This is a genomic window from Leifsonia sp. GW821-FHT13C09 (assembly GCF_058806435.1).
Genome location: NZ_JBXAPS010000001.1, coordinates 1,466,021 through 1,490,976 on the forward strand (window position 1 = coordinate 1,466,021; position 24,956 = coordinate 1,490,976).

Consider the following 24,956-nt stretch of genomic DNA (forward strand, 5'->3'; position numbering starts at 1 on the left):
CACTCCTTCGCTCCTCGCACATCGTACGACCCGGCGGCCGCGTCGCCTACAGGCTGACCGAAGCTCCCAGGAAGGGAAGCGCAGCCTGCTTGAATGCGCGGGCACTGAGTGCCGTGATGTGGTTGCGGCGCGGCAGCAGCACCAGCTCGGCGCCGAGCAGCCGGGCGGCCTGGTCGGCGTCCTGGGCGACCGGGTCGGCGTCGCCCGCCACCACGAGGGTCGGCACGGTGGAGGCCAGCGGCAGCGGATGCTGCGCCATCCCCGTCGCGCAGGCGGCGAGCGCCTCGCGATCGACGCCGGGGGCCTCGCGCAGGGAGGTCAGGAGCGGGGCGAGCGGGGCGTCGGCGGGAAGCGTGTCCGCGCCCTCCAGGATCGCCTGCCGCACGGCCTCCACGCCCCAGTGGGCGAATTGCTCGACGGTGCCGACGCCGCCGACGACGAGGCGGCGAACGCGCCCCGGCGCCCGGCCGACGAGCGCCAGGGCCACCCAGCTCCCCATCGAGTACCCCACGACGTCGACGCGGTCGAGGCCCTGCTCGTCCAGCACGGTCAGCAGGTCCTCCGCGAGCAGGGCGGGCGAGTAGGCCGCGGGGTCATGCGGCGCGTCGGACGCACCGTGGCCGCGCAGGTCGGGGACGAGCGCGCCGCGGCCGGCCTCGGCGAGCGCGGCGACCCAGCCGGTGGCCTCCCAGGTGAGCGCGCCGGTGGTCGCGAAGCCGTGGATCAGCAGGACGGGATCGGCTCCGGGATGGCGTTCGACGTGGATGCGCATGGTCCCATCCTCGCCGATCGCGGCCGGGTTCAGGCTCCGACGGTGAGCCGGGCGCGCAGCCGGTCGGCGAGCGCGTCCGCGGTGTCGGCGACCTCGGCGAAGAAGCCGTCATCCACGGTCCCGGTGACGCGCAGGCGCTGCTCGCAGACCACGAGCGGATCGCGGGCGGGCCACGCGGTCGGGCCGGGGAGGACGGCGTCGATGAGGACGGGCCCCGCACCCGACCGCGCGAGTTCGAGCGCCTTCACGGCGGCGTCGTGGACGGCGAGCGCGTCGGCGCCATCGACCAGCAGGACGGGCATCCCGGCCCCTTCGGTGCGGCCGGAGCTGGACAGGAAGACCACGGGAAGAGCGGACGCGCGTGCCGTCGTCACCGCGGTGCGCAGTTCCGCGGCCGACCCGGCGCCCGTGCCGAGCGTGGTGAGGGCGCAGCCCCCGGTGCGGTCGAGCTTGGCGCAGAGCGCCCAGCCGACGGCGTGGGTCACCGGCCCCTCGACGGCGTCACCGGGCCCGGCGCGCAGCACGGCCGCGGGGTCGGCTCCGAGGGCGATCGCCATCCCTGGCTCGTGGGCGGTCGGGAAGGCGCGGTCGCGCGCGGTCTGCAGGGCGAGCGCGGCGCCCACCTGCACCGCCTCCCGGCCGCGGGAGTCGAGGTAGCCGGGGAGGACGCCGTGGCCGCGCAGCGCCACCGCTTCGCGATCGAGGCGCCGGACGGTCGCCAGGGTCCGGTAGAGCCGGCGGAGCAGTGCGGCGGCGTCGGCGCCCGCTCCGCCGATCGACGCGCCGAGGACCGGCTCGAGGATCGTGGGGGTCATGGATGCCACTCTGACCGACAGGTGAAGAGGCGGCAACGAGTCGGCGACGGGGCGAGCATCCTGCTCATCCGAGCAGCGGTCGGCGGCCTCCCGCTATACAGACTGCCCGGGCGTCCGCCACAGCTTCGAGGGCCACCAGATCGCCCGCCCCACGTCGTACGACACCGCCGGCACGAGCAGGGAGCGCACCAGCACCGTGTCGAGCAGCACCCCGAACGCGACGATGAAAGCGATCTGCACCAGGAACAGGATCGGGATGACCGCGAGGGCCGCGAAGGTCGCCGCCAGCACCACGCCGGCCGATGTGATGACGCTGCCGGTCATCCCGAGCCCGCGGAGGATGCCCGGCCGGGTGCCGAGCCGCAGCGACTCCTCCCGCACGCGCGTCATCAGGAAGATGTTGTAGTCCACGCCGAGGGCGACCAGGAACACGAAGCCGAACAACGGCACGCTCGCGTCGGCTCCCGGGAAGCGGAATAGATGGTCGAACACCAGGGCCGAGACGCCGAGCGCCGCGGCGTACGACAGCACGACGCTGCCGATCAGCAGCACCGGCGCCAGGATCGAGCGCAGCAGCAGCATCAACACGAGCAGGATCACCAGCAGCACGATCGGGATGATCCGCAGCAGGTCGCTCTGCGCGGTGTCGTTGGTGTCGAGCGCGATCGCGGTGACGCCGCCGACGAGCACGCCGGAACCCGCCTGCGGGAGGTCGCGGCGCAGGTCGCGGACCACCTGCTCGGCCGCGGACGAGTCGGGCTGCGCCTTCAGGGTGGCCTGGATGAGGACCCGGCCGTCCTTCACGACCGGACCCGGCGCGCTCTCCCCCGGCCCGCTCGGCCGCACGTTGCCGGCGTACAGGGTCGCGGTGGAGATGCCGTCGTTCTTCTTCGCGGCGGCGAGCACGGCGTCCGCGTCGGCCTCCTTCGCCACGATGAGCACCGGCGCACCCGACCCGGCGTCGAAGTGCTTCGCGAGCACCTTCTGACCGTCGACGGCGTCCGACTGCGAGAGCACCAGCGCGGTCTGCTCGACGCCGTTCGCCTTCAGCCCGGTGAGTCCGAACGCGCACACGACCAGCAGCACGAACGACACGATCCAGGTCACGCGCGGCCGGTGCGCGATCAGGTGGCCGACGCGGCGCCAGACGCCGCGGATGCCCTCGAGTCCGGCGACGCGCTCGGTCACCTCGTGCTTGTGCTCGTGCTCGTGCCGGTCGCCCGCATACTTCGGCCGGAACGGCCAGAACGCCGCACGCCCGAACACCGCGAGCAGGGTCGGCAGCAGCGTCAGCGCGGACAGCAGCGAGAAGACGATCCCGATGGCGGCGATCGGGCCGAGGCTCTTGTTCGAATTGAGGTCGGAGAACAGCAGGCACAGCAGCGCCAGGATGACGGTCGCGCCGGAGGCCAGGATGGGCTCGAACGCCGCGCGCCACGCCTTCACGATCGCCGTCCAGCGCGACTTGTCCTGCTCCAGTGCCTCCCGGTAGCGGGCGACGAGCAGCAGCGAGTAGTCGGTGGCCGCGCCGATCACCAGGATGGACAGGATGCCCTGGCTCTGTCCGCTGAGCTTGATCCAGCCCCAGAGCGCGAAGAGGTAGACGACGAGGATCGCCGCGCACAGCGCGAACACCGAGGTGAGCAGCACCAGGAACGGCAGGAGCAGCGCCCGGTACACCAGCAGCAGGATCACGAACACCGCGCCGACCGCGACGAACAGCAGGATGCCGTCGATGCCGCCGAAAGCGTTCACCAGGTCGGCGGTCAGACCGCCTGGCCCCGTGACCCAGCCCTGCGTCCCGGCGGGCAGCTCGCTCTTCAGCACACTGCGCAGGTCGGCGACGACGGTCTTCACGTTGTTCTGGTCAGTGATGGGGACGATGAACTCGACCGCGCGGCCGTCCTGGGAGGGGATCGGCCCGGCGACGCTCGTGCTCTGCCCGGACTCCGGCGCCTGCACGCCCGGCACCTCGCCGAGCTTCGCGCCGAGGGCGGCGTACGAGGCGAGCTCGCTGGGTGGGATGGTCGAGTCGGACTGGATGACGACGATCGCCGGTAGCGCCTGCGCGTCCGTGAACCGCTTCTGCCAGTCCTGCACCTCGGTGGATTCGGCGCTGGCCGGCAGGAACGCGGCCTGATCGTTGCTCGACACCCCGGAGAGCTTGCCGAAGGTCGGGCCTCCGAGGCCGGCCAGCACCAGCCAGACCAGAATGAGCACCGTCGGCACCCCCACCCGCAGCCACACCGACGGTTTGCCCGACATCTCACCCTCGCCTCCGCTCGATTACCTAACCAAGCTAGCAATCAGCATAGTGCGTATTCGGCAGGGTAACCGCCGAGTACGTCGATAATCTGCGCACTCGGCGGTTTTCGCCTGAATATCCGCGTACTCGGCGGGGCGAGGGATGGGCGGGGGCGAGGGGTGGGCGAGGCGAGAGTCCGGGTCAGGCGAGTTCGGCGCCGGCGTGGGCGAGCTCGGCGAGGGCCGCCTCCGACGACTCCGGCGCGACGCCCGCGACCAGGCCGGTCAGCACTCGCACCCGCTGGCCGTGGTTCAGCGCGTCCAGCGCCGAAGCCCGCACGCAGTAGTCGGTCGCGATCCCCACCACGTCGACGGTGTCGATCCCGTGCTCGTCGAGGAGGTTGTGGACCGACGAGCCCGCCTCGGTGCGGCCCTCGAAGATCGAGTACGCCGGGACTCCCTGTCCCTTGCGGATGTGATAGCCCACGCGGGACGTGTCGAGCGCGGGATGATAGTCCGCGCCGTTCGTGCCCGCGACGCAGTGCACGGGCCAGGTATTCACGAAATCGGGCTCGGCGTCCGTCGCGAAGTGCCCGCCGTTGTCGTTGTCGCGGTCGTGCCAGTCGCGGCTGGCGAGGATGATCGTGTACTCGTCGGCGTGCGCGCGCAGGTGCTCGGTGATGGCCGCCGCCACCGCCGCTCCCCCGTCGACGCCGAGCGCGCCGCCCTCGGTGAAGTCGTTCTGCACGTCGATGATGAAAAGCGCCTTGCCCATCGCGGCCTCCCCTGCTCGCCTGTCCGTCTGCGCGCCCGATGCCCGGCTCACCCGTTGGTGAGGTTGTCCCCACAGGTGTAGAAGCCGGCCGTCAGCGCGTCGATCGCCTGCTTGGCATTGTCGCTCACCGGACCGAGCGCGTACACAGCGAAGGTGAGCTGGGATCCGTCGGCCGCGTCGATGATGCCGGAGAGCGTATATCCGTTGTTGATCCAGCCGGTCTTCGCGTGCACCGCGCCGTCCGCGACCGAGCTCGACCCGGTGAACCGGCTGTAGCCCGGCCCGAGCGTCCCGGTCCGGCCGGAGATCGGCAGCCCGTCGTAGACCACGCCGAGCCCGTTCTGCCGGTTGAGCACCTTGATGAAGAGCTGAGTCAGGTACGACGGCGGGACGGCGTTGTCGGCACTGAGCCCGGAGCCGTCGGCGATGTGGATGCCGGTGGTGTCGATGCCGTAACCCTTCAGCCCGGCCAGCACCCCCGCGTTCTCGGCGGCGAAGGTGTTCCCCGCGCCGCTCTTGATGGCGACGAGCCGGGCCAGCTCCTCCATGATCGTGTTGTCCGAGTAGGTCATCGCCTGGTCGATCAGGGTCGTCACCGGCTGGGATTTCACCACCGCGAGCTGCCGGGCGCCCGCCGGGGCAGTCCCGGAGGTCACCGGCACGTTCGTGCCGAGGTACTGCTGGAAGTACTGCACCGCGCGGCCGGTCGGGTCGGTGCTGCGCGGCGACTCGACCGCGCCGGGGTTGTCCCGGTCGCCGTCCACCATCAGCGCGGACATGTACGGCGTCGAGCCCTCGACCACGCGCTCCTCGTGCTCGTCCCAGCTCGGCTGCCACAGCGGGCCGCCGAACAGCGACGTGTCGACCACGATCGAGGTCACCGGCTGGCCGCCGAGCGCCTGCTTGGTCTGGGTGGCGAGATCCTGGATGGACGGCGCGTTCGTGTAGAAGGCGCCCTGGCCTCCCGGCAGGCGCGACAGCGTCACGTCGCCGCCGCCGACGAGGACGACCTGGCCGGGGACGCTGCCGGCGACGACCGTGGTCTGCACGCGGTAGTCGGGGCCGAGCGTCGCGAGCGCCGCGGCGGAGGTGAGCGTCTTGAGCACCGATGCGGTCGGGCCGGGCTTGCCGCCGTCGCGGTCGAACAGCACCTGACCGGTCTTGGCGTTGACGACCTGGGCCTCCAGGTTGCCGAGCCGGCCGTCCCGGGCGAGGGACGCGACAGAGCAGGTGCGGACCCGGCTGGCTGCCGGCTGTGTGGCGGGGACGGGCCGCGTCGGGTCGGCGGTGGGAGTGGGGGTCGGCGTGGCACTGGGCGTTCGGACCGCGGAGTGGGTCGGAGGCGCAGCGGCCGCGGCCCCGGCCGGCGCGGAACCGACCGTCGCGCCGAGGGCCACGCTCCCGGTGCCGAGGAGCACGAACGCGACGGCGGCGCCGGCGGCGATCCAGGCCTTCGGATGCGTGCGGATGGCGGTGAGCACCCCCGCGACGGCGCCGGCGAGCGCGCCGGAGACGGCAGCCCCCGAACCCGTCACTCCGGCGGAACGCCGGCCCGATGGGGTCGCTCCACTGCCCGGCTCACTCGTCGCAGAGGAGTCCCCGGTGGGGAGGAGGGTGGTCGGGGGGTTCGTCGATTCAGACTCGGTGCTGTCGGATGCACCGGAGTCGCGCTGGTCCGGTTCGCGCATCCGGGTATCGTACCGGGCTTCGCTGGGAGCGCCAATCCGCGCCGGGATCAGCAGGGGCGACCGACGGCTCCCGCAGGACAGAAAAACCCCCGAGTCAGGACTGCCGCTGACCGGGGGTACCAGTGGAGCCGCCCAAGGGAATCGAACCCTTGACCTTCTCATTACGAGTGAGATGCTCTGCCGACTGAGCTAGGGCGGCGTGGCCGGGCTTCGCGCCCGGGCACAGTCAGATAGCTTACCCGATTCGGCGGGGTGCTCTCAACCACGGCCGCGGGCCGCACGCCCGGCTCAGTGGAGCTGGCCGCCGAGGGACTGGAGCTGCGCGAACGAGCTGCGGAGGCGGTCCGCGAGCGGCTCGACACCGCCGTGGTCGGCCCAGCAGGACCAGGCGTGCCGCATGCCGGCGAACGCCACGTAGGTGACCAGGCGCGCGCGTTGGTGCAGGGCCTCCTCGTCGGCCGCGAGGGCCGGATCGTCGTGCGCCAGGCGGCGCTGCACCACGGCGCTCAGCGCATCCTCGAACTTGTGCATGCTCGCCATCCGCTGCGCGAACAGCTCCGGATTTCCCTTCAGGAGCGCGCGGCGGAGGGCGTGCAGCTCCTTCGCGCTGGCGGCGTTCTCCCCCGCGTGGCCGCCGTCGAGCTCGCCGTCGAGGTCGCCCGTCTCGATCGCGACGATGAGGAGGCGGCCCAACCCGTCGAGGATCGGCTCGGCCGGCCCCGCCTCGATGAAGCGCTCGATGCTGGCCTCGTCCGGGAGCTCAGGGAGCTCGCCGATGATCGCGGACTCCTTCGAGGGGAAGTAGTTGAAGAAGGTGCGCGGCGAGACGTTCGCCGCGTGGCTGATCTCGTCGACCGTGACATGGTCGAACCCGCGTTCGCTCGCCAGTTCGAGCGCGGCGAGCTGGATCGCGCGTCTCGTCGCGATGCGCTTGCGCTCACGGAGGCCCAGCTCGCCCTCCGCCGTCCCGATCTCTACAGTCACGCGTTCGATTATTTCACCGTCTGCAAAATTGCACCACTGACTGCCCCAAGTGTGTCGGCGTGAGACGACCAGCGTCAGCAGGTCTTGCCGCTGGGCGGGACGGTTCCGCTCACCAGGAAGTCGTCCACCGTGTTGTTCACGCACGAGTTCGACTTGTTGTACGCGGTGTGGCCCTCACCCTTGTAGGTGAGCAGGTGGCCGTTCTCCAGCTCGGACGCCAGGTTCTTCGCCCACACGTACGGCGTGGCCGGGTCGTTCGTGGTGCCCACGACGAGGATGGGCGCGGAGCCCTTCGCCGCGATCGGGCCGCGCTGCACGGTGGTCTTGTCCGGCCAGGTCGCGCAGCCGATGTCACCGTAGGCCATGTACGGCCCGATCACGGGCGCCGCGACCGCGAGCGCGGCCGCCTGCGCCCGCATGGCGGCGGGGTCGGCGTTGTAGCTGTAGTCGAGGCAGTTGATCGCGGTGAACGCCTCGGTCGAGTTGTCCGAGTAGGTGCCGTCGCTGTTGCGGCTGTTGTAGCCGTCGGCCAGGGTGAACGCGACGGAGGCTTTGCCCTTCATCACGTCCGCGAACATGCTGCTCAGATACGACCACGCGGTCGCGTCGTAGAGCGGGTAGATGATCGCCGTGACGAGCGTGTTGGCGCCGAGTTCGCGGCCGTCCGAGTTGCGGATCGGGCTGCGTTCCACCGAGGCCAGCAACTCGGAGATGGTCTTCATCCCGTCGTCCACCGTGCCGGTGAACGGGCAGTCCTTCTGCGTGAGGCACTTCTTCAGGTAGGCACGCAGGGCGCTCTCGAAGCCCACCGCCTGCACCTTGGTGACCTCGTCGTTGCTCGCCGCCGGGTCGAGCGCGCCGTCCAGGACGAGCCGCCCGGTCCTGCCCGGGTAGAGGTCGGCGTACACGGCGCCCAGGTAGGTGCCGTACGAGTAGCCGAGGTAGTTGAGCTTCGTGTCCCCGAGCACCGCACGCAGGAGGTCGAGGTCCCGCGCCGCGCTCACCGTGTCGACGTGGCCGAGCAGCGATCCGGTGTTCTTGGCGCACGCGGCGCCGAACTGCTGGGAGATGGCGGTGTTCTCCGCCAGCCACTGGTCGGACCCGCGCTGTCCCGGCGTGATCCCGTAGAGGTAGTCGTCCATCTGCTTCGCGTCGTAGCACTTCACCGCGGTGGAGCGGCCGACTCCGCGCGGGTCGAAGCCCACGATGTCGAAATGGCTCTGCAGTGTCTTGTCGGTCGCGTAGTCGACCGAGTCCTTGACGAAGTCGTACCCGGAACCGCCCGGGCCGCCGGGGTTGACCAGGAGAGAGCCCTGCTTGTCGCCCTTCGCCTGCTGGCGGATCAGCGCCAGGGAGACCTGACCGGCGGAAGGGTCGCTCCAGGTGAGCGGCACCGTGGCGGTCGCGCACTGCTTGCCGCTGGCGCAGTCGGACCAGACCAGCCGCTGCTCATAGAACGGCTTCAGCGCGGCGGCGACCTTCTCGGGCGCCGGCGTCGAGGTCGTGGACGTCTTCGCAGGGATGAACCAGGTGACGCAGCCGGTCAGCGTCAGCGCGACGACGGCCGCGATCGCGACGAAGACGGTGCGAGCGGCCCGCCGGCGGGCCGGATGGCCCTCTCGGGTGGTCACAGGTCTGTCCCCTTTCGCGCGGCGCCGCCGCGAAGGATCGTCGTGAGCATGGCCTCCAGGGCCAGGGCGGGAGCGACGTTGCCGTCGATCCGCTCGCGGGCTGTCGTGACGGCGTCCATCGCGGCGAGCGTAGCCGCAGGACTCGTGTGCGCGCTGAGAGCGGTCAGCCGATCGCCCAGCTCGACGTTCACCAGATCGCTGCCGCTGCCGAGCTGCAGCATCATCACATCGCGGTACAGCGAGAGGAGGTCGGTGAGGATGCGGTCGATCCCGTCGCGCAGGCTGCGGGTGGCGCGGCGCTTCTGGTCCTCCTCGAGCTGGCGGAGCTGGCCGCGCAGCGCGGGCGGGATCGCCCCGCCCGGCTCGATGCCGAGCGAGCGGAGGGCGTGCTCCCGCTCCTCGGCGTCGCGCTCCTCTGTGATGGCCTTCGCGTCCGCCCCGGCCACCTCCAGCAGTGTGGCGGCGGCGAGCACCGCGCCGGAGACCGAGCGGATGCCGAGCGCGAGGTCGAGCGTCTGCGCGCGGCGGCGGCGGGCCTCCTCGTTGGTGGCGAGGCGGTGCGCCATCCCGATGTGGCTCTGCGCGTGGCGCGCCGCACGCTCGGCGGTGGCGCTGTCCACGCCGTCGCGGCGCTCGATCAGGCGTGCGACGTCCGCGACGTCCGGGACCTTGAGCCGCACGGTGCGCACGCGCGAGCGGATGGTCGGCAGCAGGTCGGCGTCGCTCGGCGCGCAGAGGATCCAGACGGTCCGCTCCGGCGGCTCCTCCAGCGCCTTGAGCAGCACGTTGGAGGTGCGCTCGGTCATCCGGTCGGCGTCCTCGATGACCATCACCCGGAAGCGGCCGACGGACGGCGCGAACTGCGAGCTCGCGACCAGCGACCGGACCTCCTCGATGGAGATGATGACGCGCTCGGTGCTGAGGACGGCGAGGTCGGGATGCGTGCGGGCCTCCACCTGGCGCCGGGTGGCGAGGTCGCCCTCCGGGTCGCCTGGACTGAGCAGGGCGGTGGCGAACGCGTAGGCGAGGTTGGAGCGGCCGGACCCGGGAGGGCCGGTGATCAGCCACGAGTGCGTCATGCCGCGCGCCGCGTCGGCGGCGGGACCGGACGCGGTGGCCGCCTCGGCGGCGGAACGGACGACGGCGATCGCCTCGTCCTGACCCGTCAGGTCGTCCCACACCGCCATGCGTTCCAGGCTAGCGGGCACGGCGGACAGCGCGGGTACGGCGGCGGCGCCTGGTGCGGTGGTCAGACGCGGTCCTCCAGCCGGCGGCGGATGTCGGCGGCGATCTCCTCGACGGGGAGGGCGGCGTCCACCACGAGGAACCGCTCCGGCTCCGCCTCGGCGAGCCCGAGGTACGCGGCGCGGACGCGCGCGTGGAACTCGGAGCGCTCGGCCTCCAGCCGGTCGTAGCGCGTGCGCGAGGTGTCCAGCCGGGCGCGCGCCGCCGTCTCGTCGAGGTCGAGGAGGATCGTCAGGTCGGGGAGCAGGCCTTCGGCGGCCCAGAGCGACAGGTCGCGCACCTGGCCGGCGTCGAGCACGCGGCCGGCGCCCTGGTAGGCGACGGACGAGTCGATGTAGCGGTCCTGCACGACGACGTCGCCGCGCTCCAGGGCCGGTCGGACGACCGTCGCGATGTGGTGGGCGCGGTCCGCGGCGTAGAGCAGGGCCTCCGCGCGCGGCGCGATGTCGCCGCGGTGGTGGAGGACGATCTCGCGGATCTCCACCCCGGCCGCGGTGCCACCGGGCTCCCTGGTACGCAGGACGGTCCGGCCGCGCTCGCGCAGCCACTCTTCGAGCAGCGCGGCCTGCGTCGACTTCCCGACGCCGTCGCCGCCCTCCAGGGTGATGAACAGGCCGGGGTGCGAGTCGCTCACTCGGCGGACTTCTTCGCCGCCGCGCGGGTCGACGCGCCGGTCTTGGGTGCGGCCTTCGCCTTCGCGGCGGTCGTTTTGGCGGCGGTGGTCTTGGCAGCCGTTGTCTTCGCGGCCGTCGTCTTGGCCGAGCTCGTCTTCGCCGCCGTGGTCTTCGCCGTCGTCGTCTTCTTCGCCGTGCTCGCGCGGGAGGTCGCGCGCTTCGCGGCCGGCTTCTTGGCCGGTCCCTTCGCGCGCTTGTCCGCGAGCAGCTGCACGGCACGGGCGAAGTCGACCTCATCCACGGTCTCACCCCGCGGGATGGTCGCGTTCGTCTCGCCGTCGGTCACGTACGCGCCGAACCGGCCGTCCTTGATCTTGATCGGCTTGCCGCTGACCGGGTCGGCCTCGAACTCCTTGAGTGCGCTGGAGGCCCGGCGGTTGCCGTACTTCGGCTGCGCGAAGAGCTCGAGCGCGCCGGCCAGGTCGATCCCGAAGATGTCGTCCTCGCTCGGCAGCGAACGGGTGTCCGTGCCCTTCTTCAGGTACGGGCCGTAGCGGCCGTTCGCCGCCTGGATCTCGGCGCCGGTCTCCGGGTCGGCTCCGACGGTGCGCGGCAGGTCGAGCAGACGCAGCGCGGTGTCGAGGTCGATCGTGGAGAGGTCCATCGACTTGAACAGGGAGGCCGTGCGCGGCTTGGCCGCCGCCTTCTTCGCGGTCTTCTTCGGCTCGACGACCTCGCCGGTCTGCGGGTCCACCTCGGGCTCCGGCTCCGGGTCCGCCTCGGTCACGTAGGGCCCGAAACGGCCGTCCTTGGCCAGGACGAGCTTGCCGCTCTCCGGGTTGGTGCCGAGCTCGCGGTCGGTCTGGACCGGCGCCTCGATGAGCTCCTTGGCCTTCGCGGGCGTGAGCTCGTCGGGCGCGAGCTCCGGCGGGAGGTTGACGCGGCGCGGCGTTGCGTCCTCGGCGGCGCCGGGCTCCTGCACCTCCAGATAGGGGCCGTACTTGCCGATGCGCAGCGTCACGCCGTCGTCGATCGCGATCGAGTTGATGCTGCGCGCGTCGATCTCGCCGAGGTTGTCGATCACGCGGCGCAGGCCCTTGTGCTTGTCGCTGCCGAAGTAGAAGCTGTTCAGCCAGTCGACGCGCTCGGCCTCGCCGTCGGCGATGCGGTCGAGGTCGTCCTCCATCTCGGCCGTGAAGTCGTACTGCACGAGGTCGCCGAAGTAGTCCTCCAGGAGACGCACCACGGAGAACGCGACCCAGCTCGGCACGAGCGCCTGCCCGCGCTGCGTGACGTAGCCGCGGTCGATGATCGTGGAGATGATGCTCGCGAACGTCGACGGACGCCCGATGCCGAGCTCCTCCAGCGACTTAACGAGGCTCGCCTCGGTGTAACGCGGCGGCGGGGTGGTCTCGTGGCCGTCCGCCGCGACGTCCTGGACCCCGAGGGTCTGGCCCTGGGTGAGCGGCGGCAGCTTGGCGTCGCCGCTCGCGTCGGCATTGCGCTCCTCGTCGCGGCCCTCCTCGTAGGCGTTGAGGAAGCCGCGGAAGGTGATCACCGTTCCGCTCGCGGTGAATTCGGCGACCGTGCCGGCGAGCTCGCCTTCGCCGATCCGCGCCTCGACCGTGACCGAAGCCGTCTGGCCCTTGGCGTCGGCCATCTGGGAGGCAACGGTCCGCTTCCAGATCAGGTCGTAGAGCCGCAGCTCGGGACCGCGCAGGGACTTCTCGAGTTCGGCGGGCGTGCGGAAGACCTCGCCCGCGGGGCGGATCGCCTCGTGCGCCTCCTGCGCGTTCTTGCTCTTGGAGGCGTAGACGCGGGGCTTGTCCGGCACGGTCTCCGGGCCATACAGCTTCGCCGCCTGGGCGCGCGCCGCGTTGGTGGCCTGCTGCGACAGCGACGCGGAGTCGGTGCGCATATAGGTGATGTACCCGTTCTCGTAGAGGGTCTGGGCGACGCTCATCGTCTGCCGGGCGGAGAAGCGCAGCTTGCGGGCGGCCTCCTGCTGCATCGTGGAGGTCGTGAACGGCGCGGCGGGGCGACGCGAGTAGGGCTTCGAGTCGACCTTCGCGACCGTCACGTCCGTGCTCTGCTGCCGCACGGCGTCGGCGAGCGCCTGCGCGGCGGTCTCGTCGAGGATGGTGGCGCCGGAGGTCAGCCGGCCGTGGTCGTCGAAGTCGCGGCCGGTCGCGACGCGCTCGCCGTCGAGGCGCGCGAGCCGCGCCTCGAACGCCGAGGCGCCCTCCGGGAGGAGCTGGGCGGTGAGGCCCCAGTAGGAAGCGGCGACGAACGCGAGCCGCTCGCGCTCGCGGTCGACCACGAGTCGGGTCGCCGCGGACTGGACGCGACCGGCGGAGAGCCCGGGGCCGACCTTGCGCCACAGCACCGGCGACACCTCGTAGCCGTACAGCCGGTCGAGGATGCGCCGGGTCTCCTGCGCGTCGACCAGGGCGGTGTCGATGTCGCGGGTGTTGTCGCGCGCCTTCTCGATGGCCTCGCGGGTGATCTCGTGGAACACCATCCGCTTGACCGGGACCTTGGGCTTGAGGACCTCGACCAGGTGCCAGGCGATGGCCTCCCCTTCGCGGTCCTCATCAGTGGCGAGCAGGAGTTCGTCGGCGTCTTTGAGGGCGCGCTTGAGGTCGGCGACGGTCTTCTTCTTCTGGTCGGAGACCACGTAGTAGGGAGCGAACTCGTTCTCGACGTCGACGGAGAACTTGCCGAGCGACCCCTTCTTCAGCTCCGGAGGAAGGTTCTTGGGCTCGATCAAGTCGCGGACGTGTCCGACGGATGCCATCACCTCGTAGCCCTCGCCGAGGTACTGGGCGATGGACTTCACCTTGTTCGGCGACTCGACGATGACGAGCTTCTTCGTGCCAGGCACTTGACTCCTCTTATATAGCAACTGTGTTCGCAGGGACCTCACTGGTCCGAAGCGCGCTCCCCCGAGCGCCGCGCAGAGGGCGGCGAGCGTGGGCCGCACGGCCCAACAGGCAAACCATACACACCTAGGCCGCTTGTGTGCCTAATCGCCGGCCGCCCCGTTCGCCGCGGGCGGACGGCTCGCCCGGCCGGGCCTGTTGTTCCGGCGACCCCCGGAGGACAATGTCAGCATGGCAACGACATCAATGACGACGTACACCGCCAAGCTCATCGACGGCCCGCTGGAAGGCAAGACGGTCGCGACGTCCTTCCTCGACTCGGGCGACCCGCGGCCCCGCCTCGAACTCCGCGCGGCGTCGGGAGGCAAGCACTACCTGTACGTGCGCGGCTCCGCGTCGGAGACCGAGTACGCGTCGGACGATCCGAGCGGATCGCTTCCGAGCGCGGTGGCGTACCGCTACGTGGAGACGGTGTTCGACTAAGGCGGATGGGCCGACCCGCGCGGCGCGGAGGCGGCGTCCGATCGCGTCACCGGGACCCCGGCGGTCCCGCGCGGGCGGACGCCGAGGCTGCCCAGCCGAGGTACGGGACGGAGACCTCGACGGTGACGACGACTCCCGCGACGGCGCATCCGGTCACAGTCGCGCCGTTCGCGCCTGCCACCGCCTCGGCGCGGGCGCACGGCTCGCCGCCGGCGCTGCCCACGGCGACGTCCGCCGCGGCGAGCGCCGTGGCGTCGGCGGCGAATGCGGCCTTCTGACGCGCGCCCCAAGCCCCGGTCACGCCGACCGCCGCCATCGTGACCGCGACGGTGACAGCGACGGCGACGAGCGCGAGGACGGAGCCGGCCCCGCGCTCACGCCGCCGCAGCGGAGGGCCATCGCTCGTGCTGCCCGACAAGGATCGATGCACTTTTCACCCTTCCTCCGTGTCGTCGAGCACGCACGAACGGGCCGACACGCTGAGCCCGAGCGCACCGAGGCCGCCCGCGCGGCTGGGCGCCGTGACGGTCACGCACAGGAGCCCGTCGCCCGAGCCGACGCGACGGGTCGCCCCCTCCGGCGGCAGGGGAGCCGCGTCGCCGCGTCCGATGAGCCGCGCCGCGGCCGCCGCGTGATCGAGCAGCCGCGCCTGCTGAGCGCCCGCCTGGACGGCGCCGACGCAGAGAGCCAGGCAGACGAGCACCGCGGGAAGGGCCGCCGCGAACTCGGCCGTGACGCTGCCGCGATCGACCCGAAGATCCCACGGGCGCGCGTCCGGCGAGCCGAGCGCCGACCGGCCGGCACCCGGCCCGCCCGCACATGACCGGTCAGGATCGTCGAGCGCTCGCCCTCTGGCGATCCCGGTCACGGCGGCTCGCGGGCCTCCCCCGCGCGCCGGGCGCCGTCCAACGCTGTCAGCCATCGACCGTGAGTGCCCGTCTGACCAGGTCGGTGAGCACGGACTTCACCTCGTCGCCGCGCAACAGCATCAGCAGCACGCCCGCGAATGCGACCGCGGCCATCGTGGTGACGGCGTACTCCGCCGTGCTCGCTCCCCGTTCCTCCCAGCGCAACCGGTGGATCATCTCCCGCATGTGTCTGTCCTTTCGTTCGTTTCTTCGATGTGTGGGTGTCGTCCCGCCGATGTCCGGCGGCACAGGTCGATCGTCTCGTCTCGCGTTGCTCCGATGGGCGTCGCTCCCGGATCCGTGGACAACTCACGTGAGGCCGGCGATGGTGGAGGACATCATCCCGAGGATGACGGGCACCACGCCCAGGAGCACGAACGCGGGCAGCACGCACACGCCGAGCGGGAGCAGCAGCCGGACGGCGAGCAGCTCCGCGCGGCGGCGACCCTCCGCGCGGGCGGCGCGCCGCCCCTGGCGGCCCTCCGCGGACAGGAGTTCGATCGCCGGCGCTCCCGCCCGCTCGGCGATGCGGAGCACCCTGTCGACCGACGTGTCTCCGTCGGCGACCTCAGCGATCCCGACGACACGCGCGACCTCCGCGATGGTCTCCCGAGCGGCCGGCACCGACATGCCGCCGGCGAGCGCGATCGCGGTCAGGTCGTGTTGGATCCCGGCGACGGGTCCGGTCCGCGACGCCGACCGGGCCAGCCGGCGCGTCCAGGACCGGCCCGCGATGAGGAGACCGCACCCGAGCACCGCTGCCATCCAGCCGAGCGGGCCGGCGACCAGCGTTCCGAGGACGTCGACCCCGATCGCGTAGGCCATGACGACGCCGACGGCCGGCAACCACGACATCAGTCGTGCCGTCGCCTGCGGGCCGGCGAGCGCCGTCGCGACGTCGCGCTCGGCTCCGGCGCGGTCGCGAAGCGCCTCGGCTGCGCCGCGCAATGCGGGTGCGAGCGACGCTCCGGCGTGTTCCGCGACGCCCCACGCGGCAGCGACGGCGGCCACGCCGGCGTCGCCGCCGGCAGGCGGTCCGTGCCGTGCGGCCACCACGGCCGCGCCGGCGTCGCGTCTGCCAGCCGGGCCGTGCCGCGCTCCCGCCACGTTCCCGCCGCGCCCAACAGCCGTGTTCCCGCCGCCGCCGCCCGCCGTGTTCCCGCCGCGGACGCCCGCCGTGTTCCCGCAGCGCCCGCCCGCCGTGCTTCCGACCCGCTCGGCAGGCGCGAACCGACCCCGACCCACGGAACCCGCAGCACCCGCCCACGCGCGGCCGGCCCGCGCCGCCGCGGCGAGCGCCTCGGACGGGGGCACCCCGGTCGCGACGAGCGCAGCAGCCCGCACGACGGCCGGATGCGTCGCTTCCGCGGCCACGTACTCCCATGCCGAGCGCGGCGAGATGCCCGCGTCGAGGAGCACGGCGAGCGCCTCCACCGAGCTCGAGAGGAGGTCGTCGGCGGGGCGGGCTGCTCGATCGCGGGCCGCTCGGCGTCGCTCATTCATGCGGCACCACCGCCAGTCGTCCGTCCGGGGTCGTGGTGAACCTCCCGAAGCCCGCCACGCGCCGCCGGTCGCCCGCGCGCTCGACGTGCACGATCAACCCGATCGCGCTGATCGTCTGGCGCGCGGTCGCGATATCGTCCAGTCCGGCGAGGGCCCCGAGGGCCTCCATCCGGGCGGGGACGTCGCCCAGCGAGTTGGCGTGCAGGGTGCCGGCGCCGCCGTCGTGCCCGGTGTTCAACGCGGCGAGCAGGTCGGCCACCTCCTCGCCTCGGCACTCACCGAGGACGAGCCGGTCCGGCCGCATCCGCAGCGCCTCGCGGACCAGCCGGCGCAGCCCGACGCCGCCGGCGCCTTCCAGGTTCGGCTGACGGGTCTGCAGGCCGACCACGTGCGGATGCGGAATGCGGAGCTCGGCGACGTCCTCGATGAGCACGATGCGCTCGGCGGGCGGCGCGTGCGCCAGGACTGCCGCGAGCAGCGTGGTCTTTCCCGCGCCGCCGGCCCCGGTCACGAGGATATTGGTCCGGGCGGACACCGCGGCGCGGAGTACGGCCGCTCCGTCGGCGGTGAGCGAACCGGCCCGGACGAGGTCGTCCAGGTCGAAGGCGACCGGCGCGGGAATGCGGATCGACAGCAGCGTCCCTCCGGTGGAGATCGGTGGGAGCACGGCGTGGACGCGGACCCCGCCGGGAAGCCGCACGTCGACGAACGGCGTGGCCTCGTCGATGTGCCTGCCTCCTGTGGCGATCAGCCGCGTCGCCAGCCGGCGCGCGGCGTGCGCGTCGGGTGACCAGCCGTCCACCCGGTGCAGGCCGCGCGGACCGCCGTCGGACCAGAGGACACCATCGCCGGTCACGAAGAGGTCGGTGACGCCCTCGCGCATCAGATACGGAGCCAGCGGGCCGAACGTGTCCCAGAGGTCGGGGGGCGCCGGGGACGGCGGCGGGTCCGGGTCGCGGTATCGCGGCGTGATCGCGGCGGGCCGCGCCCTCGGCTCGGACAGACCGCTCCGGGCGATCGTCGGCGTCATCCACTGTGCTGCAGTACTCATGCCCTCGACGCTAGGGAAGCGTCACGACCGGCGGCCCGGACAACGAGATTCAGTGGAGAACCCGACTCATCCACAGGAGGCCGGGGACAACCCGCGACGAAGGCGATGCATGATCCGGCGGGTTAAAAAAGGGGGGCCGCACCTATTGGGGGGAACAGGTGCGGCCACTGCGGCGCATGATTGGGGGGAATCGATTGCGCCGCACGCCAGAATTATCATTCGGCCGCTGACTAGTTTACGCAGAATCAATGCAAACGCAAGTCTGCTCCGAGGCCGTCACCTGCTGGTTGTAGAGTCATGAATTGTCGCGCCACGACTCGAACACCAGCATCGCAAAGGAGCGAAAAGACTCCCCATGAGCAACACAATCGACAACCTGCTGCACGAAGCCCGGCGGTTCGCGCCCAGCGAGGAGTTCGCCGCGAACGCGGTCGCGACGGCCGAGCTCTACGAACGCGCGGCGGCCGACCGGCTCGGATTCTGGGCCGACCAGTCGCGCGACCTCCTGCACTGGCACACGCCGTTCACCCGCACGCTCGACTGGACCAACCCGCCGTTCGCGAAGTGGTTCGACGACGGCGAACTCAACGTCGCCTACAACTGCCTCGACCGGCACGTGCTCGCCGGCAACGGTGACCGCGTCGCCATCCACTGGGAGGGTGAGCCGGGCGACACCCGCTCGATCACCTACGCCGAGCTGACCGCGGAGGTCAAGAAGGCGGCCAACCTGCTCACGAGCCTCGGCATCCAGGCCGGTGACCGCGTCGCGATCTACCTGCCGATGATCCCGGAGGCCGTCATCGCGATGCTGGCCGTCGCGCGCATCGGCGCGGTCCACTCCGTCGTCTTCGGCGGGTTCAGCGCCGAGTCGCTCCGGTCCCGCATCGACGACGCGGAGGCCAAGCTCGTCATCACCGCCGACGGCGGTTGGCGCAAGGGCCGGGTGTTCCCGCTCAAGGACGCCGTCGACGCCGCTCTCGCGAACGGCGAGTCCACGGTCGAGCACGTGCTCGTCGTCAAGCGCGGCGAGAACGAAGTCGCCTGGACCGAGGGCCGCGACCTGTGGTGGCAGGACGAGATCGCGCTCGTGGACGCCGACCACGTCGCCAAGGCCTTCCCCGCCGAGAACCCGCTGTTCATCCTCTACACCTCCGGCACGACCGGGAAGCCGAAGGGCATCCTGCACACCTCGGGCGGATACCTGACCCAGGCGGCGTTCACGCACAAGAACGTCTTCGACCTCCACCCGGAGTCCGACGTCTACTGGTGCAGTGCCGACGTCGGCTGGATCACCGGCCACACGTACGTCGTCTACGGGCCGCTCGCGAACGGCGCGACCCAGGTGCTCTACGAGGGCACCCCGGAGACCCCGCACCCGGGCCGCTGGTGGGAGATCATCGAGAAGTACCAGGTCTCCATCTTCTACACGGCGCCGACCGCCATCCGCTCCTTCATGAAGATCGGGCGCCAGCACCCGCAGAAGTTCGACCTGTCGAGTCTGCGCGTGCTCGGCTCGGTGGGTGAGCCGATCAACCCCGAGGCGTGGATGTGGTACCGCGACGTCATCGGCGGCGGCTCCACACCGATCGTGGACACCTGGTGGCAGACCGAGACCGGGGCGATCATGGTCTCCGCACTTCCGGGCGTGACCACGCTCAAGCCGGGCAGCGCGCAGGTGCCGCTGCCGGGCATCTCGATCGACATCCTCGACGAGTCAGGAGTGCCGGTCGGCAAGGATCAGGGCGGCCTCCTCGTCGTCACCGAGCCGTGGCCGAGCATGCTGCGCGGCATCTGGGGCGACCCGGACCGCTTCGTGGAGACGTACTGGTCGAAGTTCGGCGACAAGTACTTCGCCGGCGACGGCGCCCGCTACGACACGGACGGCGAGATCTGGCTGATGGGCCGCGTGGACGACGTGATGAACGTCTCGGGTCACCGGCTTTCGACGGCCGAGATCGAGTCCGCGCTGGTCGCGCACCCGCTCACGGCGGAGGCCGCGGTCGTCGGCGCCGCGGACGAGACGACCGGCCAGGCCGTCGTCGCGTTCGTGATCATCAAGCAGAACCAGCTCGAGACCGCCGAGTCGATCGACGTCGCGGCGGAGTTGCGGAAGCACGTCTCCGAGCAGATCGGCGCGATCGCGCGACCGCGCGACATCTTCGTCGTGACGGAGCTGCCCAAGACGCGCTCGGGCAAGATCATGCGCCGTCTGCTGAAGGACGTGGCGGAGGGCCGGGAGGTCGGCGACACGACCACGCTCGCCGACACGGCGGTGATGAGCTCCATCCAGGCGAAGCTCACCTAGGCGCTGCCGGACAAGGAAGCCTCAGGGACGAAGAACCGCCGCGGATCGGTACGATCCGCGGCGGTTTCGTCGTTGAGCGGCTACTACTCGTACGCGACGACGATCTCGACCTCGACGGGGGCGTCGAGCGGGAGGACCGCGACGCCGACCGCGGAGCGGGCATGCACTCCGGCGTCCCCGAAGATCTCGCCGAGGACCTCGGAGGCGCCGTTGATCACGCCGGGCTGACCCGTGAACGACGGGTCGGACGCGACGAAGCCCACGACCTTCACGACGCGGGTCACGCGGTCGAGCGAGCCGATGACGCTCTTGACCGCTGCGAGCGCGTTGAGCGCGCAGATGCGGGCGTACTCCTTCGCGTCGTCGGCCGGCACGAGACCGTGCCCGTCGCCGACCTTGCCGGTCGCCGGGAGGGCGCCGGAGACCATCGGGAGCTGGCCGGAGGTGTAGACGTGGCCGGCGTCGACGACGGCGGGCGTGTAGGCGGCGACGGGCGGCACGACGTCCGGGAGGTCGATCCCGAGCTCGGCCAGGCGCGCTTCGACGGCGCCCATCAGGCGGCGTCCCCGGCCCGCACCGGACGCTTGAGGTAGGCGACCAGACCGCCCTCGGGGCCGGTCACCACCTGCACCAGCTCCCAGCCCTCCGAACCCCAATTGTTGAGGATGGCGGCCGTGTTATGGATCATGAGAGGAGTCGTAAGGTATTCCCAGCGCAGCATGGTGCTCTTTTCATTCGGGGGGTTTAACAGGTTCATCGCCTAGATTGATCCTATGTCTGCGCAAAAACCACAGGCTAGAGGTGTGCTCGGAGCTGTCGGCGCTTTCGTCGGCATGAGTGCCGTGGCCGGTCTTCTGGTCACCGCTGCCGTCACCCCCGCCATCGCCGTGACGGGCATGGCCGCCAACAACGGCATCGGCGTCTTCGAGGGCCTTCCCGAGTACCTCCAGATCGGTCAGCTCGCCCAACCGACCACGATCTTCGCGAAGAACGGGGACCAGGACGTCCCGCTCGCGACCTTCTACTCCCAGAACCGCCTCCCGGTCGGCTTCGACCAGATGTCGCAGGCGGTCAAGGACGCCGCCATCGCCGGTGAGGACCCGCGGTTCTACAGCCACGGCGGCGTCGACATCCAGGGCACCATGCGCGGTGTGCTCTCGACGGTCTCCGGCGGCGGCGTGCAGGGCGGTTCCTCGATCACCCAGCAGTACGTCAAAAACGTCCTGCTGCAGAAGTGCGAGGCCATGCCGGTCAAGACCGACGCGGAGAAGAAGACCTACCAGAACTGCGTCGACGACTCGACGGGCGTCACTCCCGACCGCAAGGTCAAGGAGATGAAGTACGCCATCGGCCTGGAGAAGAAGTACACCAAGGACCAGATCCTCGAGGGCTACCTCAACATCGCCGGCTTCGGCGGCTCGGTCTACGGCATCGAGGCCGCGGCCCGCTACTACTACAACACCACGGCAGCAGCGCTGAACCCGGCGCAGGCCGCGAGCCTGGTCGCGATCGTCAACGAGCCGACCGGCCTCAAGATCGACAACCCTGCCTCGGCGACGAACGGCGCCGCCAACGGCTACGCCAAGAACAAGGAACGCCGCGACTACATCCTCGGCAAGATGTACGAGTACAAGAAGCTGACCAAGGCGCAGTACGACGAGGCGATCAAGACGCCGATCCAGCCGGCGATCACGCCGTCGACGCGCGGGTGCCAGACGGCGGGCGGGGCGGCGTACTTCTGCGACTATGTGCAGAAGATCTTCCTCAACGACCCGTCGTTCGGCAAGGACCGGGATACCCGCGCGGCGGCGTTCAACCGCGGCGGATACAAGATCTACACGACGCTCGACCTCGACCTGCAGAAGGTCGCCGAAGACACTCTGAACAACTGGATGCCCAAGGGCTATAACCAGAACATCGGTGCGTCCCTGGTCGGCGTCCAGCCCGGAACCGGCCGCGTGCTGTACATGGCTCAGAACAAGGACTACACGCAGGATCCGGACGTGGTCGCGAGCAACCCGACCGTCTATACCGGCATCAACTTCAACACGGACTACGACTACGGGGGATCGAGCGGCTTCCAGCCCGGATCGACGTACAAGGTGTTCACGCTCGCCGAGTGGCTCAAGCAGGGTCACTCCCTGAACGAGACCGTGAACGCGCGGGTGCAGACCTATGGCGGTTCGAACTGGCCGTTCAAGAACTCGTGCACGTCGTCCGGGTCCGGTCCGTGGAAGCCGACGAATGACGACGGCAGCAACCCTGGCACGATGAATGCGATCCAGGCCACGCGCGGTTCGGTGAACACCGCGTTCGTCGGGATGGCCAAGCAGCTCGACCTCTGCAACATCAAGAACGACGCGCAGTCCTTCGGCGTCCACTCCGCCGTACCGGGCAAGGAGCTCGGTTCGACGGCCGCGAGCGTCCTGGGTACCAACGAGGTCGCTCCCCTCTCGATGGCGACTGCATTCGCGGGAGTCGCCAACAAGGGAGTCGTCTGCACGCCCATCGCGATCGACAAGATCGTCGACGGTGCAGGCACAGAGGTGGCGGCCCCGAAATCCGCTTGCTCGCAGGCCGTTGACGAGAATGTGGCCGCCGCAATGGATTACGCGCTGCAGCAGCCACTCGGACCGGGAGGAACCGCGAGCGGTGTGAACACGTCCCGCGTCGACATGCTCGGCAAGACGGGCACCACCGACAACGCCGAACATGTCTGGCTGGTCGCCGCCACTACGAAGGTCGCGGGCGCTTACTGGGCAGGGAACGTCGAGGGCGCCACGTCGATGCGTGTCATCAGGCCCTCGCACGGCAAGACCGTCGCGAACGCCCGCGTCAACGTCCAGAACGCGATGATGATGGCCGCGGTCAAGAAGTACGGTGGCGACAACTTCCCGTCGGTCAACGACAAGCTCATGCGTGGAGTGCAGGTCGCCGTCCCCGACCTCGCCGGCAAGACTCCGGACGAGGCGAAGAGCATCCTGACCGGCCTCGGCCTCGACAGCGCGGACGGCGGCCCGCAGGACTCGGCCGCGCCGGCCGGGACAGTCGCTTCGACCAACCCCGCCGCGGGCGCCTCCGTCGGCAAGGGCAGCTCGATCACGATCTACACCAGCAACGGCTCACTCGTCGCCATCCCGAACGTCGTCGGCCAGAAGCTGTCCGACGCGCAGGCCGCCCTGACGGCGGCGGGCTTCGGCGCGAAGGTCACCGGCGGCGCTTCGCCCAACGATGTCGTCCAGGCGATGGATCCGGGTGCGGGCACGGCCGCGAAGCCCGGCACCCAGGTGACCCTCACCCTGCAGAAGAGCACCAGCACCCCGACTCCCGGACCGGGAGCGGGCGGCCAGTGACCCGCGCTTCGGGCTTCCGGCCGGTGGGCGCCGCACTCGCGGTGCTCGCGGGCGCGGGCGCGGCCGCGTTCGCCTACGGCTCGCTCGTGGAGCGTCGCGCGTTCACGCTGCGCGAGGTGAGCGTCCCCGTGCTGCCGGCCGGCGCCGCGCCGATCCGGGTGCTGCACCTGTCCGATCTGCACATGGCCCCGTGGCAGGCGGACAAGCAGGAGTGGGTGCGCCAGCTGGCGCGGTTCCAGCCGGACCTCATCGTGGACACGGGAGACAATCTCAGTCACGAGAACGGCTTGGAGGGCGTCCGCGCCGCGCTCGACGCGTTCCAGGGCGTCCCCGGCGTCTTCGTGCACGGCTCGAACGACTACTACGGCCCGCAGCTCAAGAACCCGTTCAAGTACTTCAGCGGACCGTCGAAACGAAACGGGTCCACCGCGCCGCGACTCGACGACAAGGCGCTCACCGCCTACTTGGAGAGCCTCGGCTGGCTGAACCTCAACAACGCCGCCGGCGCCCTCGACATCCGCGGAACGCACCTCGAGTTCTTCGGTGTGAACGACCCGCACATCCACGCCGACCGGGTGGAGGCCATCCCGGGCGCGCTGGACGAGCTGCGCGAGGACGACCCGTACTCCGACGACGCGACCTGGCCGGCGGACACGCCGCGCACGGAGCGCCCCACGGTCACGCTCGGCGTAGTGCACGCACCATACCGACGGGTGCTCGACGCGTTCGTCACCTACGGCGCTTCGATGATCTTCGCGGGGCACACGCACGGCGGCCAGGTCTGCGTGCCGGGCTTCGGCGCGCTGGTGACGAACTGCGACATCCCGCGCTCGCAGGTCAAGGGACTCAGCATCTGGCGGCACGCGTTCCGCGCGGCGTACCTGAACGTGTCGGCGGGGCTCGGGACGTCGATCTACGCGCCGGTGCGGTTCGCGTGCCGGCCGGAGGCGACGCTGGTCACGCTGACGGCGTCGGAGTAACTTCCGCGAATGCTCGGCGGTGGCTGATCGTGATCTGCCACCGCCGAGTCTCCGTTAGCAGCGCGGCGACACGAACTTGTAGTTGGCGAATTGGATCACGCTACTGAAGCCCTTCCAACTGTTCGGGCCCATGACGCCATCGATCGGTCCTGTGTATCCGCCTGCGCGCGCCGCTCGCTGCATGGCAGAGTAGGTGTTCTTTCCGGGAACTCCATCGGCGACGCCAGCGTTACAACCGCCAGCGTTCAGGACGTTCTGGATCCCGCGCCAACTGTTTGGCCCCATGATCCCGTCGAGCGGGCCTGTGTACCCGCCGCCATGGCCTCGGGCAACCTCTTGGACTTCGGCCCACATGCACCGATCAGGCACGCCCGTGCGGAACGTTGCCGACTGATATTGGTACGGTTCGGGATTCCCGCAGGTGAACGAGGTCCACGACGATGCCGCCATGGCGGCTGGGGCGTCGATCAGCCCGATTGCGAGCGCGGCCGGAATGGCCAGCGCTGTGACGCCCTTTCGTATGAGCTTTGTCCGCGTGCTGGTTCGCGTCTGCTTCAAGGTCTTTCCCTTTCACTTGAACGTTGGACTCGAATGGATTCTCCAAACGCCAGCCCAAATCTTACGTTCAACATATGAAAAGACGGCAGTGTTATCGATGTGCCGTTCGTCACATTTGCGACGGTCGCAGCAGACGGGTTGGTCACGACCACCCCTCCGGCTCGT

Annotated in this window: 22 protein-coding genes and 1 tRNA gene; 4 read left to right on the forward strand and 19 right to left on the reverse strand. The window is 70.7% G+C overall.

What is annotated here, in order from left to right:
- Positions 1-46: 46 nt before the first annotated feature.
- The 11 genes from AC1ROW_RS07120 to topA form a co-directional block, all read right to left on the reverse strand.
- The gene (locus AC1ROW_RS07120) at positions 47-772 is read right to left on the reverse strand and encodes an alpha/beta fold hydrolase (protein ID WP_493018133.1); all 726 of its coding nucleotides are present in this window, start codon (positions 770-772) and stop codon (positions 47-49) included.
- 29 nt (positions 773-801) lie between these two features.
- On the reverse strand, positions 802-1,587 hold the full coding sequence (locus tag AC1ROW_RS07125; RefSeq protein WP_493018134.1) for a thiamine pyrophosphate-dependent enzyme: 786 nt from the start codon (positions 1,585-1,587) through the stop codon (positions 802-804).
- A 93-nt stretch (positions 1,588-1,680) separates the two neighbouring features.
- Positions 1,681-3,852 (reverse strand): MMPL family transporter, encoded by a 2,172-nt coding sequence (locus tag AC1ROW_RS07130; protein WP_493018135.1) that lies wholly within the window; start codon positions 3,850-3,852, stop codon positions 1,681-1,683.
- Positions 3,853-4,033: 181 nt separating this feature from the next.
- Positions 4,034-4,606, reverse strand: coding sequence for an isochorismatase family protein (locus AC1ROW_RS07135; RefSeq protein ID WP_493018136.1), 573 nt, complete (start codon positions 4,604-4,606; stop codon positions 4,034-4,036).
- Positions 4,607-4,653: 47 nt separating this feature from the next.
- Positions 4,654-6,294 (reverse strand): D-alanyl-D-alanine carboxypeptidase/D-alanyl-D-alanine-endopeptidase, encoded by a 1,641-nt coding sequence (locus AC1ROW_RS07140; RefSeq protein WP_493018137.1) that lies wholly within the window; start codon positions 6,292-6,294, stop codon positions 4,654-4,656.
- Between the two features lie 123 nt (positions 6,295-6,417).
- A tRNA-Thr gene (locus AC1ROW_RS07145) sits at positions 6,418-6,493 on the reverse strand.
- An 89-nt stretch (positions 6,494-6,582) separates the two neighbouring features.
- Positions 6,583-7,278, reverse strand: a complete 696-nt coding sequence (locus tag AC1ROW_RS07150; RefSeq protein ID WP_493018138.1) for a TetR family transcriptional regulator — start codon at positions 7,276-7,278, stop codon at positions 6,583-6,585.
- A 74-nt stretch (positions 7,279-7,352) separates the two neighbouring features.
- Positions 7,353-8,909 (reverse strand): alpha/beta hydrolase, encoded by a 1,557-nt coding sequence (locus AC1ROW_RS07155; RefSeq protein WP_493018139.1) that lies wholly within the window; start codon positions 8,907-8,909, stop codon positions 7,353-7,355.
- Positions 8,906-10,096: a DNA polymerase III subunit delta' gene (locus AC1ROW_RS07160; RefSeq protein WP_493018140.1), complete on the reverse strand. Its 1,191-nt coding sequence runs from the start codon at positions 10,094-10,096 to the stop codon at positions 8,906-8,908. Before AC1ROW_RS07160 ends, AC1ROW_RS07155 begins: the two co-directional genes overlap by 4 nt.
- A 62-nt stretch (positions 10,097-10,158) precedes the next feature.
- Positions 10,159-10,788, reverse strand: coding sequence for a dTMP kinase (tmk, locus tag AC1ROW_RS07165; protein ID WP_493018141.1), 630 nt, complete (start codon positions 10,786-10,788; stop codon positions 10,159-10,161).
- The gene (topA, locus tag AC1ROW_RS07170; protein ID WP_493018142.1) at positions 10,785-13,652 is read right to left on the reverse strand and encodes a type I DNA topoisomerase; all 2,868 of its coding nucleotides are present in this window, start codon (positions 13,650-13,652) and stop codon (positions 10,785-10,787) included. Before topA ends, tmk begins: the two co-directional genes overlap by 4 nt.
- A gap of 229 nt (positions 13,653-13,881) precedes the next feature.
- Here topA and AC1ROW_RS07175 point away from each other — a divergent pair, with 229 nt between their 5' ends.
- Entirely contained in the window at positions 13,882-14,133 is a 252-nt protein-coding gene (locus AC1ROW_RS07175; RefSeq protein ID WP_493018143.1) for a hypothetical protein, read from the forward strand.
- A 46-nt stretch (positions 14,134-14,179) separates the two neighbouring features.
- Here the strand turns inward: AC1ROW_RS07175 and AC1ROW_RS07180 are convergent, their stop codons facing one another.
- From AC1ROW_RS07180 to AC1ROW_RS07200, 5 genes are all read right to left on the reverse strand, one after another.
- Positions 14,180-14,563: an Rv3654c family TadE-like protein gene (locus AC1ROW_RS07180; protein ID WP_493018144.1), complete on the reverse strand. Its 384-nt coding sequence runs from the start codon at positions 14,561-14,563 to the stop codon at positions 14,180-14,182.
- Between the two features lie 3 nt (positions 14,564-14,566).
- The gene (locus AC1ROW_RS07185; protein WP_493018145.1) at positions 14,567-15,055 is read right to left on the reverse strand and encodes a hypothetical protein; all 489 of its coding nucleotides are present in this window, start codon (positions 15,053-15,055) and stop codon (positions 14,567-14,569) included.
- A complete protein-coding gene (locus AC1ROW_RS07190; RefSeq protein WP_493018146.1) occupies positions 15,048-15,227 on the reverse strand; it encodes a DUF4244 domain-containing protein in 180 nt (59 codons plus the stop codon). Before AC1ROW_RS07190 ends, AC1ROW_RS07185 begins: the two co-directional genes overlap by 8 nt.
- Before the next feature lie 123 nt (positions 15,228-15,350).
- The gene (locus AC1ROW_RS07195) at positions 15,351-16,544 is read right to left on the reverse strand and encodes a type II secretion system F family protein (protein ID WP_493018147.1); all 1,194 of its coding nucleotides are present in this window, start codon (positions 16,542-16,544) and stop codon (positions 15,351-15,353) included.
- The gene (locus tag AC1ROW_RS07200) at positions 16,537-17,595 is read right to left on the reverse strand and encodes a TadA family conjugal transfer-associated ATPase (protein ID WP_493018148.1); all 1,059 of its coding nucleotides are present in this window, start codon (positions 17,593-17,595) and stop codon (positions 16,537-16,539) included. Before AC1ROW_RS07200 ends, AC1ROW_RS07195 begins: the two co-directional genes overlap by 8 nt.
- A gap of 355 nt (positions 17,596-17,950) precedes the next feature.
- On the opposite strand from AC1ROW_RS07200, the gene acs reads away from it, so the two are divergent.
- Positions 17,951-19,900, forward strand: coding sequence for an acetate--CoA ligase (gene acs, locus AC1ROW_RS07205; protein ID WP_493018149.1), 1,950 nt, complete (start codon positions 17,951-17,953; stop codon positions 19,898-19,900).
- Between the two features lie 83 nt (positions 19,901-19,983).
- On the opposite strand, the gene AC1ROW_RS07210 is transcribed toward acs, so the two are convergent.
- Together AC1ROW_RS07210 and AC1ROW_RS07215 are read right to left on the reverse strand one after the other, a co-directional pair.
- Complete coding sequence (locus tag AC1ROW_RS07210) at positions 19,984-20,454, reverse strand: RidA family protein (RefSeq protein WP_493018150.1); 471 nt, start codon at positions 20,452-20,454, stop codon at positions 19,984-19,986.
- Positions 20,454-20,588, reverse strand: coding sequence for a DUF4177 domain-containing protein (locus AC1ROW_RS07215; protein ID WP_493018151.1), 135 nt, complete (start codon positions 20,586-20,588; stop codon positions 20,454-20,456). The genes AC1ROW_RS07210 and AC1ROW_RS07215 overlap by 1 nt, the downstream gene beginning before the upstream one ends.
- Positions 20,589-20,703: 115 nt before the next feature.
- Between AC1ROW_RS07215 and AC1ROW_RS07220 the strand changes: the two genes are divergently transcribed.
- Both AC1ROW_RS07220 and AC1ROW_RS07225 read left to right on the forward strand, forming a co-directional pair.
- Positions 20,704-23,253, forward strand: a complete 2,550-nt coding sequence (locus tag AC1ROW_RS07220) for a transglycosylase domain-containing protein (protein ID WP_493018152.1) — start codon at positions 20,704-20,706, stop codon at positions 23,251-23,253.
- Complete coding sequence (locus AC1ROW_RS07225) at positions 23,250-24,233, forward strand: metallophosphoesterase (RefSeq protein WP_493018153.1); 984 nt, start codon at positions 23,250-23,252, stop codon at positions 24,231-24,233. Before AC1ROW_RS07220 ends, AC1ROW_RS07225 begins: the two co-directional genes overlap by 4 nt.
- A gap of 54 nt (positions 24,234-24,287) precedes the next feature.
- Here the strand turns inward: AC1ROW_RS07225 and AC1ROW_RS07230 are convergent, their stop codons facing one another.
- Positions 24,288-24,791 carry a hypothetical protein gene (locus tag AC1ROW_RS07230; RefSeq protein ID WP_493018154.1) on the reverse strand — a complete coding sequence of 168 codons (504 nt, stop codon included), beginning with the start codon at positions 24,789-24,791 and terminating at the stop codon, positions 24,288-24,290.
- Between the last annotated feature and the right edge of the window lie 165 nt (positions 24,792-24,956).

What these genes read in the sequence shown, in the direction of transcription:
- AC1ROW_RS07140 (WP_493018137.1), bottom strand. Translation starts at nt 6,294, where the DNA reads ATGCGCGAACCGGACCAGCGCGACTCCGGTGCATCCGACAGCACCGAG.
- AC1ROW_RS07130 (WP_493018135.1), bottom strand. Translation starts at nt 3,852, where the DNA reads ATGTCGGGCAAACCGTCGGTGTGGCTGCGGGTGGGGGTGCCGACGGTG.
- AC1ROW_RS07200 (WP_493018148.1), bottom strand. Translation starts at nt 17,595, where the DNA reads ATGAGTACTGCAGCACAGTGGATGACGCCGACGATCGCCCGGAGCGGT.
- AC1ROW_RS07120 (WP_493018133.1), bottom strand. Translation starts at nt 772, where the DNA reads ATGCGCATCCACGTCGAACGCCATCCCGGAGCCGATCCCGTCCTGCTG.
- AC1ROW_RS07215 (WP_493018151.1), bottom strand. Translation starts at nt 20,588, where the DNA reads ATGATCCATAACACGGCCGCCATCCTCAACAATTGGGGTTCGGAGGGC.
- acs (WP_493018149.1), top strand. Translation starts at nt 17,951, where the DNA reads ATGAGCAACACAATCGACAACCTGCTGCACGAAGCCCGGCGGTTCGCG.
- AC1ROW_RS07190 (WP_493018146.1), bottom strand. Translation starts at nt 15,227, where the DNA reads ATGCGGGAGATGATCCACCGGTTGCGCTGGGAGGAACGGGGAGCGAGC.
- AC1ROW_RS07185 (WP_493018145.1), bottom strand. Translation starts at nt 15,055, where the DNA reads ATGGCTGACAGCGTTGGACGGCGCCCGGCGCGCGGGGGAGGCCCGCGA.
- AC1ROW_RS07160 (WP_493018140.1), bottom strand. Translation starts at nt 10,096, where the DNA reads ATGGCGGTGTGGGACGACCTGACGGGTCAGGACGAGGCGATCGCCGTC.
- AC1ROW_RS07210 (WP_493018150.1), bottom strand. Translation starts at nt 20,454, where the DNA reads ATGGGCGCCGTCGAAGCGCGCCTGGCCGAGCTCGGGATCGACCTCCCG.
- AC1ROW_RS07175 (WP_493018143.1), top strand. Translation starts at nt 13,882, where the DNA reads ATGGCAACGACATCAATGACGACGTACACCGCCAAGCTCATCGACGGC.
- AC1ROW_RS07135 (WP_493018136.1), bottom strand. Translation starts at nt 4,606, where the DNA reads ATGGGCAAGGCGCTTTTCATCATCGACGTGCAGAACGACTTCACCGAG.
- AC1ROW_RS07195 (WP_493018147.1), bottom strand. Translation starts at nt 16,544, where the DNA reads ATGAATGAGCGACGCCGAGCGGCCCGCGATCGAGCAGCCCGCCCCGCC.
- AC1ROW_RS07125 (WP_493018134.1), bottom strand. Translation starts at nt 1,587, where the DNA reads ATGACCCCCACGATCCTCGAGCCGGTCCTCGGCGCGTCGATCGGCGGA.